Source organism: Magnetococcales bacterium (genome assembly GCA_015228815.1).
Classification (GTDB): Bacteria; Pseudomonadota; Magnetococcia; order Magnetococcales; family UBA8363; genus UBA8363.
On record JADGCV010000067.1, the window covers coordinates 1 to 15137 of the forward strand.

11 protein-coding genes are annotated in these 15137 nt (G+C 58.9%); 6 read left to right on the top strand and 5 right to left on the bottom strand.

Translation table 11 applies throughout. From position 1 onward, the window contains the following. Window positions 1-230: 230 nt before the first annotated feature. The 5 genes from HQL76_17225 to HQL76_17245 form a co-directional block, all read right to left on the bottom strand. On the bottom strand, window positions 231-1442 hold the full coding sequence (locus HQL76_17225; GenBank protein MBF0110911.1) for a glycosyltransferase family 4 protein: 1212 nt from the start codon (window positions 1440-1442) through the stop codon (window positions 231-233). Window positions 1443-1468: 26 nt separating this feature from the next. Further along, entirely contained in the window at window positions 1469-1840 is a 372-nt protein-coding gene (locus HQL76_17230) for a response regulator (protein ID MBF0110912.1), read from the bottom strand. Window positions 1841-1929: 89 nt separating this feature from the next. Next, complete coding sequence (locus HQL76_17235; protein ID MBF0110913.1) at window positions 1930-4089, bottom strand: response regulator; 2160 nt, start codon at window positions 4087-4089, stop codon at window positions 1930-1932. 97 nt (window positions 4090-4186) lie between these two features. Beyond that, a complete protein-coding gene (locus tag HQL76_17240) occupies window positions 4187-8422 on the bottom strand; it encodes a response regulator (protein MBF0110914.1) in 4236 nt (1411 codons plus the stop codon). 10 nt (window positions 8423-8432) lie between these two features. Next, window positions 8433-10148, bottom strand: coding sequence for a PocR ligand-binding domain-containing protein (locus HQL76_17245; GenBank protein MBF0110915.1), 1716 nt, complete (start codon window positions 10146-10148; stop codon window positions 8433-8435). Window positions 10149-10348: 200 nt separating this feature from the next. Between HQL76_17245 and HQL76_17250 the strand changes: the two genes are divergently transcribed. The 6 genes from HQL76_17250 to HQL76_17275 all read left to right on the top strand — a co-directional run. Further along, window positions 10349-10972 (top strand): 7-carboxy-7-deazaguanine synthase QueE, encoded by a 624-nt coding sequence (locus HQL76_17250; protein MBF0110916.1) that lies wholly within the window; start codon window positions 10349-10351, stop codon window positions 10970-10972. Further along, window positions 10969-11595, top strand: a complete 627-nt coding sequence (locus HQL76_17255) for a thiamine phosphate synthase (protein ID MBF0110917.1) — start codon at window positions 10969-10971, stop codon at window positions 11593-11595. Before HQL76_17250 ends, HQL76_17255 begins: the two co-directional genes overlap by 4 nt. Window positions 11596-11860: 265 nt before the next feature. Beyond that, complete coding sequence (locus HQL76_17260) at window positions 11861-12199, top strand: STAS domain-containing protein (protein ID MBF0110918.1); 339 nt, start codon at window positions 11861-11863, stop codon at window positions 12197-12199. After that, complete coding sequence (locus HQL76_17265) at window positions 12200-12565, top strand: response regulator (GenBank protein MBF0110919.1); 366 nt, start codon at window positions 12200-12202, stop codon at window positions 12563-12565. A 24-nt stretch (window positions 12566-12589) separates the two neighbouring features. Continuing rightward, window positions 12590-14707, top strand: coding sequence for a chemotaxis protein CheA (locus HQL76_17270; protein MBF0110920.1), 2118 nt, complete (start codon window positions 12590-12592; stop codon window positions 14705-14707). 206 nt (window positions 14708-14913) lie between these two features. Further along, window positions 14914-15137: PD-(D/E)XK nuclease family transposase (locus HQL76_17275; protein MBF0110921.1), on the top strand; the 224-nt coding region annotated here is incomplete at its 3' end.

The window sequence follows — 15137 nt, forward strand, 5'->3', positions numbered from 1 at the left end:
ACTGCGATGCGCCGATGAAGACCGCCTGGCACGCCCTGATTGGCGAAACCCTGCGAACCCTGCTGCAACCGGTCGGCATCGACGTCCTTCTGGAAGTTCCGGTGGTCGTGGATGCTCCCAAGGCGGATCTGATTCTGATTCGGCGCAGCCGGGAGGATGGACAGAAGAGCAGCGCTTGCTGTTGGTGGACGGGATTTGTGACCTGGAGGCGGTCCCAGGAAAAATCATGCTCAACGATGCAACACTTCATGAAACAAGTCAAGATAGTCCCTGGCCATCCGCTCCGCGGAAAAATGAACCGTCACATGATCTTTCAACGCCTTCCCCAGTTTTTTCCCCAATTCAGGGTCGTTGACGATACGTTCCACCGCGGCAGCCAAAGCCAGAGGATCACCATCGGGGGTAAGAAGTCCATGCACCCCATTTTCAAGGATGTCGGAGAATGCCGGAATGTCATTGCATACGACCGGCAAGCCATGCAAGGCCGCTTCCAATAAAACATAGGGCAAGCCTTCACGATGCGAAGGAAATACAAGACCGGAAGCCCGAGCCAAGACTCCGCTCACATCCGGCGCCTCCAGCGCCCCCATGAGATGAACGGTAGCACCGCATCCCGACGCATGGATCAAATTTTCTATTTCTTCCAAGAATCCAGGGTAATGTGGTTCTCCCGGATGCAAGAATGATTGACCACCAATAATCAGCAAATGCAGGTTGGGATGATTCTTCCCGAGGATTCCCCAGGCCCTGACCGCAATATCCTGCCCCTTGGGCGGTTCCACCCAACCGACCATGACAAAATATTTTTCCGGAACACCTTTCCTAAATTTTTCCAGAACCCTGTTCGGGAAAGCGGCGGATTCGGTCTCCGACTTGATTTCAATGCCATTTGGCACATAATGTACATGACCCAATTCGGGACGACGTTCACCGATCAAACGTGCATAACTCATTGATACCGCAGTCAATGCCGCTGCTTTTTTCGCGGTTTTATGGAGACTTCGAAAATTTTTCCCCTTTTCCTGCGCGAAATGAAGTGCATCCGTACCATGAAAGGTCAAAACATAAGGCGGACCGCCCAGAGATTCCAATCTTCTGAAATAGGACTGATAATCCCTTGGCGTATGCAGGTGAAGGATATCCACCTTCTCCCGTTTCATCAATTGCAGCAATTCTCCGACAGTTTTTGGAAATTCCAGAATCCATCCAATCAAGCCTTTTATCGGACTGCGCCTGTCCCAGGGCAGGCGCAGCCTTTTCTTATACAGGCTGATGCCCGCGAATTTTTCTTCCGACCAATTGATGTCGCTCCAATCACCAGGCGAAAAAATGGAGACCCTGTGGCCGGCATTCATCCATTGTCGGGCCAGGGTTGCAATCATGGTGTTGATTCCGCCCCGTATCTCCGGAAAGGAGGTATGAAAAACAATCAGGATGTGCATCCGGCGTTCCTTGCCTGTGAAAAGCATCAGCCGGGGGGGACGAATTGATCGACCAGACCACAGATGCTTTTGCCATCGATCGGTTTGGCCAGAAAGCCATTGGCCCCCGCCTTGGCCCCCATCCGGGCGTTTTCGCTGCGATGGTCGGCGGTCACGATGACGATCTTGCCGGCAAACCCCTGATCACGAATGCTTTTGACCGTGGCGATACCATCCAGGCCCGGCATGTGGATGTCGATAAAGATCAAATCCGGCTTCCAGGAGGCGGCCAGGGTGATGGCATCGTTGCCGGAATAACCGGACTTGGCCGTGTGTTTGTGGGGGCAGCGTCGCAGCAGTGCCTCCAGCAACAAACAGTTTTGCGGTTCGTCGTCGATCAACAAAATCCGTGCCACCATCGCGCTCCGAGAAAAATCCAACCATGACCACCCCAGGCCAATTCCCTATCGGTCCAGCATGCCTTCGGTCGCGAAAAAAATCAACGACATCACTTGGCCCGTGGCGGAGGTTCCTTCAATAGTTGTTCAATATCAACGGCATCAATCTGATCGGGACGCAGAAAGGTCCCGGCATACCGTTCGTGGACACCACTGCGCAGAAAAAGTTCAAACAAATCGCGGTCGATATGCCGGTCGTTGCGCATGAAACTCATGATCTTCAACGCCTCGCTCAAACTCTTGGCTTTCTTGTAGGGCCGATCGACCGCCGTCAGCGCCTCGAAAATGTCGGCGATGGCGAGAATGCGCGACTGCACGTTCATGTCTTCCCGACGCAGACCACACGGATACCCCGTTCCGATCATGGTTTCATGATGGTTGCTGGCTATTTTCGGAACCTCCGCCATCCCCTTGGGAAAGGGAAGCTGACGCAGCATGACCAGAGTATGGATGACATGTTCGTTGATCTTGAACCGTTCCTCGGCATTGAGGGTCCCCCGGGAGATGCCCAGATTGTAAAGCTCACCATAATTGTACAGATGTTCAGGAATCGCCAGGGTCACCCCCAGGGATGCCGGATCATAGGAAAGCGGCGTCTCATGACGCGAATGAACATGTTCGGGTCGATCCATCAACAATGATTCCCAGACCGGAAGCGGAGACACCTCCGACTTGGGCAGGCGCAACTCCTCCATGAACGACAATCCCAGGCGATTGTCGAAATAACGCCGCCATTGCCGTTGCCCGATTGTTTTCAGCCGCTCGACATCTTCCCGGGAGGTGAACTCCCCCCCGACATTGGACCGCGCCACGAAAGCAAACTCCTCCCGCAGCCCGGCAAGGATTTTTTCAAGCCGTTCGGGTTCCCCCGCGTTTCCCTTCAGACGCTCCTCGCAATCGGCGATGATCGCATCGCGCCACAACACCTCGTAGCGCATCCGCACCTCGTGGATGCGGTTGTAGACGCATTCCAGTTTCGTCGCCTTGTCCACTACCGCCTCCGGCGTCGTCACCTTGCCACAATCGTGCAACCAACTCGCCAGATGAAATTCCTTCCATTCCTCCCGGGACATCGAAAAATCGGCAAACGGACCCGATTGCGCGGCACAAGCCGCCTCGGCCAACATTTTGCCCAACTCCGGCACCCGTTCGCAGTGTCCGCCGGTATAAGGCGATTTGGCGTCGATGGCGCTGGCAATGACCTTGGTCACCGCGTCGAACAGACGTTCCTGGGCCTTGATCAGATTGAGGTTGTCCAGGGCGATCGCCCCCTGGGTGGCCAAGGCCTCGACAAATCCGATCCATTCCGATTCGAAGGGGATGACCTCCCCCGTCTCCTGATCGATGGGATTGAGCAGTTGCAATACACCCAGGGGTTTTCCCTCCCGGGGCTTCAGGGCAACCGTCAACATCGACCGGGTCCGATAGCCGCTCGCCTTGTCAAAACTCATGGTTCCCGAAACATCGAAGGAACCGACATCGCCATACACGTCGCCCAACAGCACCGATTCTCCCGTCAGGGCGACATGGGTCGATACATAGCGATGGACCTCCTTCCCGGTCGCGGGATCGAACAGGGGAAGGGTCATGGCGGGCAGGGGATCGTCGCTGGAAAGATAGGCGAATTTCAGATGATCGTCCTCGGTCCTGAGGTACAACGTCCCGCGATCGGCATGGGCCAATTCCTTGCTGCCGAACAGGATCTTCCGCAGCAGCCGGTCCATGTCCATCTCGGAGGAAAGGTCCTTGGCGATGTCCACCAGTTTTTGCAGTTTGCGGCGTTCCACATCCAGATAACGTTCCAACTGGTCGCGTGTCGTCTTCAACATCAGGTGATTGCGCACCCGGGACAACAAAATCGGCGGACTGATCGGTTTGGTCACATAATCGACTGCCCCCAGAGACAGCCCCCGTTCCTCATCCGCCGACTCGGTCCGGGCCGTCAGAAAGATCACCGGAATGTCCCGGGTCCTCGAATCGGCCTGAAGCTGACGCATGACCTCGAAGCCGTCCATTTCCGGCATCATGACATCGAGCAAAATCAGATCGGGACGCTGCTCCCCCGTGGCGATCCGCAACGCCCGACTCCCCCGGGTCGCCACCTTCACCGTATACAGATCCTGCAACAGATTACCGATCAACGTCAGATTGTCGGGAGTGTCATCGACAACCAAAACCGTGGGACGGGAAGAAACCGTGGATGGGCACATGCGGATTTCGGCTCCATGGCGATCGACGTTCAAGGTCGTCGGGATTGATCACAAGGGGTACCTGGGCAGTTATCTTTTTTCTTCGATCCCGTCCCTTTCAAGCACATCGGGTCAACAACCCCCGACAGACCGTCAGGGCTTCATCGAAATCGTATTCTCCAATCGCCCGGCGCAACTGCGTCATCGCCGCCGCATCACCCAATACCGTCCATGAAGCGCCATGGATTTCAAGATGTTCCAAAGCGCCCGCATCATCGTTTTCCAGCAGGACGACCATTCGTTCCAGGGAAGAACGGATCTCCGGAGCGGGTTGGATCGCGGTCACCACGTCCGACGACGGCGCCAGCGAAGAGATCAAGACGCGACATACCCTGGCCGCATCCTCGAAATCGAACTCTTCCATCGCCTGTCGCAATGACGCCAATCCGGACGCATCGATCCGGCCCGTGATTTCATGATGGCGTGTTTCCCACATCCCCACCGCCCGGGCATCGTCCTTTTCCAGAAGTTCCAACAACGGTTCGAGAACGTCTCGTTCCGTGCCAACCCTGGGCGACTCCCGCGCCGTTGGCAACTCTTCCGTCGGCAAGGCCTGCTCGATCCCCCGCGCCCCCTCGTGCAATGCCTCTTCCAACCGATCGATCATCGCCATGAGGGATGGCCCCTCGCCGTTCCCCCGCAAGGCCGATTCCACCTCCGCCGCCACCCGTTGCACCGCGACGAGTCCCAGGGTTCCCGCGACCCCCTTGGTCGTATGGGCCGCCCGTTCCGCCTCTTTTCGCGCCCCCTCCGCCAACAACCGCCGCAGCGACTGCGCCGCATCGACCTGTTCCACGGCAAATTTGCGCAACAGTCGGCAATATAATTTAATATTCCCCGCCGTTCGCGCCAGACCCGCGCCTGTATCGATCCCTTCGATACGCAACACCGCATCCTCCGCAGGCCGCAGTGGTATGGACCTGGACGTTTCCGTCACCGCTCCATCCACCACCGCCCCTCCCAGGGGGCGATACCGCGACAACACCGAAAAAAGAAGATCCGGCTCGATCGGTTTGGTCAGATGTCCCTGCATCCCCAAAGCAGCGCAACGCTCCCGCTCCTCGGCCATCGCATGGGCCGTCATCGCCAGAATCGGCAGTCCGCCATAACGCGCATCTTCCCGAATCCGCCGTGTCGCTTCGTAGCCATCCATTTCGGGCATCTGTAGATCCATCAACACCACGTCGAAGGAGGCCGCCCCCTCCCGATGCAAAACCTCCAGCGCCTTGCGACCATGATTCGCCACCATCACCCTGGCCCCGACCGATTCGAGAAGTTCGATGGCAATCTGCTGGTTGATCTCGTTGTCCTCCGCCAGCAATACCCGCAATCCCCGCAGATCGTTCACGACCGTGCCAACCTCCGCCGCCGGCACCGTCCCCGACACCCCATCACTTTGCCCCAGCGCTTCCACCAGAGTATCGAACATCACCGAACTGTTGACCGGTTTGGTCAGAAACCCCTGGATTCCCAATTCCCTGGCTTCCGCCTGACACCCTTCGACATCGAACGCTGTCACCAGAATCATTCGCGGAGCCATCTCCCCCCATTGTTTCCGAATCCGCCGCGCCGCGTCGATCCCATTGCATCCGGGCATCTGCCAGTCGAGCACCACCAGACCATAAGGATCGTTCTTCCCGATGGCCAGCCCCACCCGAAGGACGGCCTCCTCCCCTTCGACAGCGCCATCGACCCGTAGATTGAACCCAGACAACATTTCAGTCATGATTTCCAACGCCGCCGGATTGTCATCGACCACCAACGTCCGCAACTGGTTCATCCGTTCCGGAAGCCGACGCGGTCCCTCCCGATGGAGGGCTTCATCCATCCAAATGGTAAAATGAAAGGTTGAACCGGTCCCGGGAACGCTCTGAACCCAGATGGTCCCCCCCATCAATTCGACCAGACGCCGGGAAATCGTCAAACCCAGGCCCGTCCCGCCATATTTGCGCGTCGTCGAGGAATCAGCCTGGGAAAAAGCCTGAAACAACCGCCCCATCTGCTCCGCGGTCATGCCGATCCCCGAATCCTCGACCGAGAATTGCAGTTTGACCTTCGATCCCATCCGTTCAAGAAGGCGCACCCGCAGCGTGACGTTGCCTTTTTCGGTAAACTTGACGGCGTTGCCGCCAAGGTTGACGATGATCTGGTTCAAACGTAACGGATCACCCACCAGGGAGATGGGGACCTCCTTGGCGATGTCGAACAATAATTCCAAACCCTTGTCCGCCACCTTGGGCGATAATACCACACTCACCCCTTCCAATACCTTGTCGAGGGAGAAGGTCACCTGCTCCATCGACAGGCGGCCCGCCTCGATCTTGGAAAAATCGAGAATATCGTTGATGATTCCCAAAAGGGAGGTCGCGGCGTTATGGGCCTTTTGAATATAGTCGCGTTGTTTGGCGGTCAGTCCGGGAGTCTTCAAGGCCAAATAGTTCATCCCGATGATGGCATTCATGGGGGTGCGGATTTCGTGGCTCATGTTGGCGAGAAAATCGGATTTGGCCTGGGTGGCGGCCTCCGCCTTTTGCCGCAACGCCTCGGCGGTCTTGCGCTCCTGTTCGAGGTCCAGGAGCATGTTGAGGCTCGCCTTCCGGGTTTTATCGAGGTCTTCAAGGTGGGCCTTGAGCCTGTTTTCATCCTCCTTGCGATCGCTGATGTCGGTGGCAACGCCGCACAAACCGTAGATCTCACCCTCTTCGTTGAACATCGGCGCCTTGGTGACCAGCCAGGTGCGCGGTCGTGAATCCTGGGCGATGTGGAGCGGCTGTTCGAACGAAATCGCCATCCCCCGTTCCATGACCTCCCGATCCTGGGCCGCCGAAACCGCCGCATCCCCGGGCGATAGAAACTCGGCATCGGTCAGCGCCAGAAGTTCGCCCTCCGACCGCCCGATCACCTGTTCGCAACGCGCGTTGACCAGGGTATAACGCCCATGGGCATCCTTCATGTAGATCACGCTCTGAATGCTGTCCACCAGGGTCCGGAGTTCCGCCCCCTTGCGGGTCAATTCCAGAGTCCGTCGCGCGACGGTCTCGGTCAGGTGACGATTGGCGTCCGCCACCACCTCGGCCATGTCGTTGAACGCCCGGGTCAACAGACAAAGTTCATCCCCGCCCCGTTCATCCCCGCCGCGAATGGCGATCCGAATGTCATACGTTCCCCGCGCCAGTTCCTGGGCCCCCCGGGTCAGCTGCCGCAACGGATGCAATACCAGATTGTTCAATCCCAGGACCAACAACAGCGCCGCCAGAAGAAAACAAACCGCCAAAGCCGACGACAAAGTTAAAATTTCACCCTCGGGAATCACCCCCTCGGGGTCCATGAAGGCGACCAGATACCATTTCAGTGGCGCAAGCCAGGCGATGGCGACCAGTTTTTCCCCGCCGTCGATCGTCAGATTCAAGACCTCCCACGCATCATCGACGTTCCGGACGCGGGCGAGTCCCTGTTCCAGGGCCGATCGATCCTCCCCGGACGCCAGGAGGGAATGGATCCCCGACCCCCGATCCGATTCCACCTGGACAAAGGCGTTGCGCGTGATCCGATCGACCTCCCTGAATGCCTGAATCGCCCCCCGTTCATCGATCAACATTCCGGTAATCCCCCGGGAGTCGGCCTGCAAAAACCGGTCGATGAACGTGTCGAGGCCGATCCCGGTTCCGACCACCCCCAACCGGTCCCGCCCCCCGGCAGACTTTTCCAACGTCCCTCCCGACCCTCCATCCATGGCATGATTGATCCACAGGTTGGTGACATCGAGTTTGTCGTTGTGATCGACATTGAGATTGAAGGGAGCGGACGATTTGATGCTGGCGAAATACCAGGCGTCATCCGTCACATCCTCCCGGAGGGTATTGACGGGGGTCAGGGTAACCTGCGCATCCTTTTCCCCGGTATAATAAAAATGCCGCGATTTTTCCAATCCGAGGAAAAAGCTCCGGGCCGAAAAATTGTCACGAAACACGGTCAATTCGCGCCGTGCCCGCTCGCGAAGGACGGGATCGTCCTCGTTGCCGGCCCATTGCGCGAGCACCGTGGATTGGGCCATCTGTCGCGCCAGGGCGACCTCGCGTCCGATCGCCCCGAGGATGCGTTCCCTGTGCCACATGAGATGCCGTTCCACAAGGATGGCACCCAGAAGACGGGCCTCCCGTTCAAGGAGATGGTGCATCACCAGCGCGGTAACCGCGCCGATGACCAGGCCGACAGCGACGATGAACAGAAGAAGTTTTCCCGGCAAGCTCCGGGGAATCGAGCGTTTGGCAATCCGTGACAGGGTTTGTTTCATGGGCGGCGGGTCACTCGACGATTCGGTAAGGGGCGTCCCGCCCCAGGGCGACATTCAGGGCGTTGACCTCTTCCTTGAGGGCGATCATCCGCAATTCGCGCCCGACGGCGACCGCGGTGAATTTTTCCAGTTCCTCCATCTTTTCCCGGACCTGGGCCTCGGCGAGGCGGCGCCTGGCGACATCCTTGCGCAGCTCGGTCGTCCGCTCCTCCACCAGCGATTCGAGATGCTTTTGATATTCGGCCAACTCCCGGCGCGCCTTCTCCGCGTCTTCCGCCAGATTCAGCGCCGCCAGACGCCCCTCGTGCAGATCGGTCCGCGACTGCCACGCCGTGATCCGCTCCGTGCCGACCTCGACCATGAGCCGGGCAAACCGGGTCAAGAAACCCAGAATGGCCGGAAGCCGATCCGCATCGAGCACCCCGACCCCCTTCGCCCCCTCCAGGCCGGAGCCTTCCCCGGAACCCGCATCCTCCACCGCGGCCTGGAACCGATCCCGGTCGGAAGAAGCGCGGAAAAAGGGACCCAGACACAAAGCGCCCAGGTGGCGACCATCGACCCGAATGGGAACGACGGCCTCGGTCAAACCATTCCGGTCGCGGTACAGAGGGTATTCTTCACCCTCGTTCAGGGCACGGACAAACCCGGTGGCGTCTCCGTCCGAATCGATAATCGTGACCCTCCCCCCGACCGCCACGGCAAAATCATCGAGCAACGGTTGCAGGATCGGAAGGTCCAGGATCGTTTCCAGTGAAGCCGCGGCACGGACTGCTTCGGTGGGCATCGTCCCGGATTCGTCCCCCTCCGGTTCGCCCTTTTCCATCGGAACCGAAAACGGCGCCGCGTCCGATCCGGCCCCGGTCGCAATTTCGGCGAAGGGCGGATCGCGGCCCGTTTGCATTGAAAGCTGGTTGACGATCCCCTTGAGTTCCATCATCCGCAGTTCGCGATCGATGGCCAGGCGGTTGAAACGGGCCGCCTCGGCCCCCGCCGCCTCGGCCCGCCGCACCGCCAGACGAAGGTCGTCCTCCCGTTTTTTCATCGCGATTTCGGCAAGGTGACGCCCTTTCATCATTTCATTGTAGGCCTGGAGGACATCCCCAAGTTCGTCGGCGCGGTCCCAATGCAGGGGCGCGCGCATCTGTTCCTCCATCGGTCGTTGGATCGCATCGCGAAATTCCTCCAGAGGCCCGCCGATCACCCTGCCGACCCCGTACAGCGTCCCCGCCACCAAAGTCGCCATCAAGGCCAGAAGAATGGAACCATTGACCTTGAGATGCTCGATCAGCGCCATGCGGATGCCATCGTCGTGAGCGGTGACCACCATCCGGCCAATGATCCGGACCTCGGTTCCCGACTGATGCCGGAGCGGTCGTTCCAGGCGCAGTTCGGGCGACAGGAGCGGACGGTTCAAATCACCCACTGCCCCGAGCAACTCGCCGCTGCCGCCGTGAACGACCACCGATTGCAAAAACGGCAGATGGGTCTGTTTCTCCAGAAGGTCCCGCAGGTGTTGCAGGTCGAATTCCCACACCGCCGACTCGATGGCGGTCCCCTGGGTATTGACCATCCGGGCCAGATTCTCGCGAAGGCGGTCCTGTTCCGTGAAGTAATAATCGACCTCCAGGACCGCAAAGACGGCAAGAACCGCCAATACCGTCAGGGGAAGGTGGATCAGCAACAGTTTCCGGCTCAAACCGGCGGCCTTGAAAATCGAAATTCCCACGATTCATTTCCAAAATTGTCGCGTCGGGATCTTTATCCATGAAGAAAATTTATCCGAACATTGACATCATTGCACGGAATCGTCTTTCATCCGAAAATGATTCTTCCGCAGGCTGGGCATCATCGCCCGTGTGAGGAAACGATTGCCGCGATGATCCCGTGGTCTCTTCTTTTTCTCTCTTGCCCATGGTGATGAGACCCATGTCATCGACGCACTATCCCATCTGCGACCTGTTCACCTCCATCCAGGGAGAAGGAGGACTGGTCGGCATGCCGTTCGTGTTTCTCAGGTTTTGGGGTTGTCCCCTCTCCTGCCCGTGGTGCGATGAGCCCAGGCATCGCGATCCCGGTTGCCGGCGCATCCTCGACCTGGAAGAACTTCTCGTGGAAATCCAACGGCAAAGCCCCCGTCTCGACCATGTCCTTCTGACGGGTGGCGAACCCCTGGCAGTTCCCCATCTGGATCTTCTGGTCTCCCGCCTCAAGGAACGAAACTGTTTCGTGGCCATGGAAACCAGCGGCGTCGGCGGGGCCCCCCCTCCAGGGATCGACTGGATCACCCTGTCCCCCAAAACCCCCCTGCCCCACTTTCCGGCGCAACGGGTCAACGAGGTCAAGTTTGTCCTCGGGGAACACGAAGAACCGGCCCAGGAAGCATTGATCCAATGGTGGGCCCGACACCCCCACCCCCTCTGGCTGCAACCCCGGTGGCAGGGATCCGGTCTCCCCCGCAACGCCGTCCGTCGCTGCCTGGATCGGGTCCTGGCCGCGGAAGGACGGTTTCGCCTGTCGCTACAAATCCACAAATGGCTCGACATCCCATGAAACCCCACCTGATGCTGATCACCGACCGCCACCTGGTCGCCGACCCGATCCTCCCCCTGGCCCAGGCCCTGGAAGGCGGTGTCGATACCATCCTCCTCAGGGAAAAAGACCTGGACGACGACAAATTCGCATCCCTCGCCCGGCGCGTTCAGGAACTCCTTCGCCACCATCCCTCCGCCCGTCTGTTGTTCTCCGGTCGGCGCCACCTGGCCCGAACCATCGGCGCCCACGGCGTCCACCTTCCCCATGAAGGTCCGTCCATCGCCGCCACCCGCGCCATCCTCCTGCCGTCGCAGCGCATCGGTCGCTCCTGTCACGATCTTGCCTCCGCCCGGCAGGCCTTCGCCGATGGCGCCGATTTCATCACCCTCTCGCCCCTCTTCGCCACCCGTTCCCACCCCGACGCCCCCCCGCTTGGAATCAAAGCCTTCGCCCGCATCCGCCGGGAACTCTTCGGACATGTCCTGGCCCTCGGCGGGATCGACGCCGGCAATATCCATCAGGCCCTGTCCGCCCGGCCCGACGGAATCGCCCTCATCCGCGGCATCCTCGACCGCGCCGACCCACGGGCCGAAGCCTCGCGGCTGTCATCGGCCATAAGAAAATCTATTGAATCATCATGATTATTTTCAAAGAAACGCGATGAAATTTTACCCGATGAAATTTTATTATTGATTCGTTACCGTTCTGCGATAGAATCCTACCGACTGAAATCGAACCCTGGCCGTCGGGCGGGACCCTGTTCCAACCTTGTTTGCCGGTGTTGTTCCTTTTTCGGGGAATGGACGGTCCACGATACCGGTGCCATGCCTCCTGGCGTGCCTACCCTCCATGTGGACCGGAACGGGCAACCTCCGACCAACCCAACCTGAACGTGACGGAGCGCGGATGATCGATCTATCGGTGAACGATACCGGCGATACCGGAACCTTGATTCTGTCCGGGAGCATCACCATTCAGCATGCCTCCCAACTCAAGGAAGCGCTGTTGGAAGGGATCAGCGCCGCCAAACGCCTCTTGATCAACCTTGGCGATGTGGAGCGGGCCGATCTGGCCACGATCCAACTCATCTACGCCGCCCACCGCAGTCTCATCGACAAGGGCAAGGCGCTGGAGGTCGATGGCCCGATCCCCGACGCCTGGCATGCCGCCGTCAGGGAATCGGGATACGCCGGTTGCTTCAACACCAACGACAACAGTGGACTGTGGACTGGAGAGGGGAAATAAATGGGCAAGAAAATCATGACCGTGGACGATTCCTCAAGCGTCCGGCAGATGGTCGGTCTGACACTCAAGGGGGCCGGTTACGATGTGGTGGAAGCGGTGGACGGTCAGGATGCCCTGACCAAACTCAAGGCGTCACCGGTCGATATGGTGGTGACCGACCTCAACATGCCCAACATGGACGGCATCACCCTGATCAAGGAATTGCGGGCCCTGCCCAATTTCAAGTTCATCCCCATCGTCATGCTCACGACCGAGTCCCAGGCAGGACGCAAGCAGGAAGGAAAGGCGGCCGGGGCCACGGGATGGATCGTCAAACCCTTCAAACCCCCCCAATTGCTTGAGGTCATCAAGAAGGTTCTCGGCTAAATCATTCAGGCAGGGGGAACGGGCATGTCGGTGGAAATCGATACCAGCGCATTCACGGAAGAGGCTTATGAACTCCTGAGCGAGCTTGAGGCTTCGCTCCTCGAACTGGAAGAATCCCCGGGGGACCAGGAACTCATCGGTCGGGTGTTCCGGGCCATGCACACGATCAAAGGCTCCGGGGCGATGTTTGGCTTCGACGAGGTCGCCGAGTTCACGCATGAGGTCGAGACCGTCTTCGACATGGCCCGCAACAAGACGATCTCGGTCACCAAGCCGCTGATCGACCTGACATTGGCCGCCCGCGATCAGATTCGCGCCATGCTCGACGCGGCGGCTGGCGGCGAGCCGGCCAACAAGGACAACGCCCAAAGGATCATCCAGGGCTTGCGCGCCCTGCTCCCCGGGGCCAACGCTTCCGCCGGCGCTGCCGCCCCCGCCACGAACAAGAAACCACCCGCCCAGGCCTCGGACCACGAACCCCACGTCTACCGCATCCGGATCAAACCAAGCCCCGAGTTGTTCGCCAACGGCACCAACCCCTTGCTGCTGCTCGGGGAACTGCGCGAACTGGGCGAGGATTGCCAGATCATCGCCCAGTACGACAAGCTGCCGCCGCTGGAAAACCTCGATCCCGAACGCTGCTACACCACCTGGGAGGTGTTTCTCACCACCAAGCAGAGCGAAAACGCCATCCGCGACATTTTCATCTTTGTCGAGGACCAGTGCGAACTCAACATACGGCTGTTGGACCGCGAAGAGGTCCTGGGGACCGATGTCCAAAAGCTGGGCAACATTCTGGTGCAGCGGGGCGACATCCCCGAGGAGGCCCTGGAGAAGGTCCTCAAGCCCATCGGCGACCGCCTGGTGGAATCGGGAGTCGTCAGTCCCTCGCAGGTGAAGGCGGCACTGGCGGAACAGAATGCCATCAAGGCCAAACGCGACAAGAAAGTCCAGGCGGAATCCGCCACGTCGGTGCGTGTCCCCTCGGAAAAACTCGACAACCTTGTCGATCTTGTCGGCGAGCTGGTGACGGTGCAGGCGCGCCTCAATCAAACCGCGAGCACCCGTCAGGATCACGACCTGCAACTCATCGCCGAAGAGGTCGAACGGTTGACGGGAGAGCTGCGCGACAACACCATGAGCATCCGCATGCTCGCCATCGGGACGACATTCAACAAGTTCAAACGCCTCGTCCGTGATCTTTCCACCGAACTGGGCAAGAAGATCGAGCTTACCACCGAGGGGGCGGAAACGGAGTTGGACAAGACGGTGATCGATCAACTCAACGATCCCCTGGTACACATCATCCGCAACAGCATCGACCATGGCATCGAGACGCCCGAAGTCCGGATTTCCAAGGGAAAGAATCCCGAGGGATTGATCCACCTGTCGGCCATCCATTCGGGGGCCAATGTGCTGATCCGGGTCGAGGACGACGGCAAGGGACTGGATCCCGACGCGCTGGTGCGCAAGGCGATCGAAAAGGGACAGATTCCTCCCGATGCCCAGTTGACCGACAAGGAGGCCTTCCAATTGATCTTCGGCGCCGGATTTTCCATGGCGGAGAAGATCACCAACGTTTCGGGCCGTGGCGTCGGCATGGACGTGGTGCGCAAATCGATCGATGCCCTGAGGGGCAGCATCGACATCGTCAGCGAACTGGGCAAGGGGACAATCATCACCTTGAAGTTGCCCCTGACCCTGGCGATCATCGAGGGATTGCTGGTCCGGGTCGGGGATGAACTGTTCGTTCTGCCACTGGCGGCGGTGGAAGAATGCGTCGAACTGTCGCGGCAGGATGTCGTCAATGCCCATGGGCGGCACGTCATCAACGTCCGCGATGAAATCGTCCCCTACATCCGGATTCGCGACCGTTTCGACATCGGCGGCGAACCCCCAGACATCGAACAGATCGTCATCTCCGATGTCGAGGGAAAACGGACCGGCTTCGTCGTCGATTCGGTGATCGGGCAGCATCAGACGGTGATCAAGAGCCTCGGAAAAAATTTCGAGCATTCCGAGGAGTTCTCGGGGGCAACCATTCTGGGGGACGGGACGGTGGCCCTGATTCTCGATCTGAGCAAGATGGTACGTTATGTCGAGGCGGAAGAAGAGGACCTGACCGAGCCGGTCGCCGCCTGAACCGTTGTTGCACCAGGTTGATCATCGGGCACGATCCGGTTTTTCCGTCCACGTAGCGAAAAAAACATGATCGTTTTGCTTTGTCATATTCATTGACTGGAATGGATGGCTGGTCTTGTTCCGACCGGTTTTGATTGACGGTACACCCCTTTCACAGGACAATGAACCATCGGACATTCTTGCCCGGTCAACTGCAAGGAATGGTCATGAAATTCATCGATCCACGCATCGACTTCGCCTTCAAGAAAATTTTCGGCAGCGAAGATGCGAAGGATATCCTGATTTCCTTCCTGGAGAGTCTGCTTGGATTGGATGGGGACCGGCGTATTGTGGAGTTGACCATCCTGGACCCGTTTCTGGCGCCACGCATCAAGGACCTCAAGTCTTCCGTGCTGGATGTGCGCTGCAAGGATCATCGCGGCATCTCGTA

Coding starts and splice junctions, on each gene's coding strand:
- HQL76_17270 (MBF0110920.1), top strand. CDS start 12,590: ATGTCGGTGGAAATCGATACCAGCGCATTCACGGAAGAGGCTTATGAA.
- HQL76_17255 (MBF0110917.1), top strand. CDS start 10,969: ATGAAACCCCACCTGATGCTGATCACCGACCGCCACCTGGTCGCCGAC.
- HQL76_17265 (MBF0110919.1), top strand. CDS start 12,200: ATGGGCAAGAAAATCATGACCGTGGACGATTCCTCAAGCGTCCGGCAG.
- HQL76_17250 (MBF0110916.1), top strand. CDS start 10,349: ATGTCATCGACGCACTATCCCATCTGCGACCTGTTCACCTCCATCCAG.
- HQL76_17230 (MBF0110912.1), bottom strand. CDS start 1,840: ATGGTGGCACGGATTTTGTTGATCGACGACGAACCGCAAAACTGTTTG.
- HQL76_17235 (MBF0110913.1), bottom strand. CDS start 4,089: ATGTGCCCATCCACGGTTTCTTCCCGTCCCACGGTTTTGGTTGTCGAT.
- HQL76_17240 (MBF0110914.1), bottom strand. CDS start 8,422: ATGAAACAAACCCTGTCACGGATTGCCAAACGCTCGATTCCCCGGAGC.
- HQL76_17260 (MBF0110918.1), top strand. CDS start 11,861: ATGATCGATCTATCGGTGAACGATACCGGCGATACCGGAACCTTGATT.
- HQL76_17225 (MBF0110911.1), bottom strand. CDS start 1,442: ATGCACATCCTGATTGTTTTTCATACCTCCTTTCCGGAGATACGGGGC.